The organism is uncultured Candidatus Puniceispirillum sp., from assembly GCF_963979125.1.
GTDB lineage: Bacteria > Pseudomonadota > Alphaproteobacteria > Puniceispirillales > Puniceispirillaceae > Puniceispirillum.
Genome location: NZ_CAXBVX010000175.1, coordinates 1 through 2,099, shown reverse-complemented (window position 1 = coordinate 2,099; position 2,099 = coordinate 1). Strand labels below are relative to the sequence as shown.

At 51.2% G+C, this 2,099-nt stretch carries 3 protein-coding genes; 1 reads left to right on the top strand and 2 read right to left on the bottom strand.

The genetic code is table 11. The features are described from left to right. The coding region (locus ABNT28_RS10920; protein WP_348721614.1) for a hypothetical protein at positions 1–248 on the top strand (248 nt) is incomplete at its 5' end. A gap of 117 nt (positions 249–365) precedes the next feature. Here the strand turns inward: ABNT28_RS10920 and ABNT28_RS10915 are convergent. Continuing rightward, positions 366–1,511 carry an iron-containing alcohol dehydrogenase gene (locus tag ABNT28_RS10915; RefSeq protein ID WP_348721613.1) on the bottom strand — a complete coding sequence of 382 codons (1,146 nt, stop codon included), beginning with the start codon at positions 1,509–1,511 and terminating at the stop codon, positions 366–368. After that, positions 1,511–2,099: aldehyde dehydrogenase family protein (locus tag ABNT28_RS10910; protein ID WP_348721612.1), on the bottom strand; the 589-nt coding region annotated here is incomplete at its 5' end. The genes ABNT28_RS10915 and ABNT28_RS10910, both read right to left, overlap by 1 nt.

The window sequence follows — 2,099 nt, the reverse complement described above, 5'->3', positions numbered from 1 at the left end:
GCGCTTCGGTCAGATGCAATGCTGGTAATGGTAACTGGAACAATCTAAAAAGTCACTGGGTTGAGTGGTGGTTACCGGTAGCCAGTGACGTTGCTGTAAGCCCAGGTTTTCGGAAAAATACAGAAAATATCGTTGAAATTCGAGAACAACGACTTGTACGTCACCTCAATGAAGCCATATTTGCCAAAAGTAAAACTGTTGCGGGATGTTCTCCAAAACTAGTCGAATCTTTGGCTAAACAACGTTGATAAGCATATTAGCATTCATCACAACATCAAAATCATGTCATTAGGACTTTAAAATCCGATTAGGTTATTAACCAAACCCTGAACTTAACAACACGTTAACTAAAGAGCATTTACTTCCTACAGACAGCTTTCCAATAGCGCGCGGGTGTTGTCCGCTGTCATCTCGACCGGATTACCGCCCACGCTTGGGTCAGCCAGTGCCGAGGCAACCAGACTATCAATATCGGGATCATGCACGCCCAGCGCGGTCAGATTTTCCGGAATGCCCAGCGTGCGGTTCATCATGCTGACAAAATCATGAAACCCGTCAAAGCCGCCTTCAATACCCATATAGCGGGCGGCCATCTCGATCTTGTCTTCAATAGCTGGGCGGTTAAAGCGCAACACCGCCTGCATGACCACGGCATTGGTCGTGCCATGATGCGTATTATGCACCGCGCCTAGCGGGTGCGCCAGCGCATGCATCGCCCCCAGCCCCTTTTGAAAGGCTGTCGCGCCCATCATCGCGGCGCTCATCATCTCACCGCGCGCGGCCAGATTGCCACCGTCATGAAAGGCGATCAGTAGATTGTCCTTGACCAGCCGCATCCCCTCAAGCGCAATGCCTTGGCTCATCGGATGGTAATGCGGCGAGCAATAAGCCTCAAGACAATGCGATAGTGCGTCCATGCCGGTGCCAGCCGTTACAAAACCGGGCATACCCACTGTCAGTTCGGGATCGGCAATCACCACGGCAGGCAAGATTTTCGGATGAAAAATGATCTTCTTTTCATGCGTTTGCGCATTTGTAATAACCGAAGCGCGCCCCACTTCAGACCCAGTCCCAGCCGTTGTTGGCACCGCAATAATCGGCGCAATCGCATCGGCATCGGCGCGCGTCCACCAATCGCCTACATCTTCAAAATCCCATAACGGGCGTGTCTGTCCCACCATAAAGGCGATCACCTTGCCAAGGTCAAGCCCCGAACCACCACCAAAGGCGATAACCCCGTCATGCCCGCCCGCGCGATATGCGGCAATACCATCATTGACATTACCTTCCGTCGGGTTCGGATCAACCTCGCTAAACAGCCCCTTACCCAGACCAGCCGCTTCCATCAAATCGAGCGTCGCAGTTGTAATCGGCAGGCTGGCCAGCATTTTATCCGTCACCAGAAGCGGCTTTTTCATACCTGTTACGGCACAAGCATCGGCAATTTCAGTAATACGGCCAGCGCCAAAACGGATTGCGGTGGGATAGGACCAGTTAGCTGTCACAGTCATTATAATGCCTTTTTAAAATGAAAAGATTTTGGCCTTGTCACATTATGATAGCCAATTTCGGATAGGCCGCCACCGCGCCCTGTATCCTTGCAACCTGTCCAGCATAAGGCCGGATCAAGATAGTCACAACGATTGACAAAAACGGTGCCGGTTTCAATCAGATCAGCAATCGCCGTCGCGCGCGTCATATCATTTGTCCATAAAGACGCGGTCAGACCAAAATCACTGTCATTCATCAGTCGCACAGCCTCATCATCGTCTTTCACCTTCATGATTCCCACAACCGGACCAAAAGATTCCTCTCGCATCACCCGCATCGAATGGTCAACATCAACTAGAATTTGCGGCATCAGATAGGCGCCATCATCCTCTGGAAACAACGTTGGATCGATCAAGGCTTTGGCACCGGCATTTATCGCCTCGGCTGTTTGCGCGCGCACCTCATCGGCAAAGCGCGCCTGTGCCATTGGCCCCAATGTTGTGTCCGCATCTAGTGGATTGCCCAGCTTATAGCCGTTTACAATATTTACTGCCTTTTCGACAAATTCATCATACAGGCTTTCGGTGACATAAATTCTCTCGATCCCG

What these genes read in the sequence shown, in the direction of transcription:
- ABNT28_RS10915 (WP_348721613.1), bottom strand. Translation starts at nt 1,511, where the DNA reads ATGACTGTGACAGCTAACTGGTCCTATCCCACCGCAATCCGTTTTGGC.